The following is a 278-nucleotide window of genomic DNA, read 5'->3' as shown; positions in this document are numbered from 1 at the left end:
CTTGAGCACCTCACGCGTGCTCGGGGCGATGACACCCTCGCTGAGGATGCCGGTGGCGACCTGGTAGAGCAACGGCTGGAAGAGGTGGTGCGTCGTCGACGAGACGAGCACGACGTCGACGTCCTCGTCCTTGAACTTCGTCGCGGCGAAGAGGCCGCCGAAGCCGGAGCCGACGATGACGACGCGGTGGCGTCCCCTGGACTTCTTCTCAATCTCCATGAATTCCTCGCACATCTCTCGCGGCGCGTCTCGCCTGGCCCGAGCACGCACTCACGCAC

Annotated in this window: 1 protein-coding gene; it reads right to left on the bottom strand. The window is 65.5% G+C overall.

Annotated elements, in window-relative coordinates:
* Window positions 1-219, bottom strand: a 219-nt coding sequence (locus AC0L25_RS32540) for an FAD-dependent oxidoreductase (protein ID WP_473599202.1), incomplete at its 3' end; no start/stop codon positions are given.
* Window positions 220-278 lie beyond the last annotated feature (59 nt).

Source organism: Mesorhizobium sp. WSM4813, from assembly GCF_055811555.1.
Note: the sequence above shows the minus strand (reverse complement) of the source record. Positions and strands in the feature narration are given on the sequence as shown.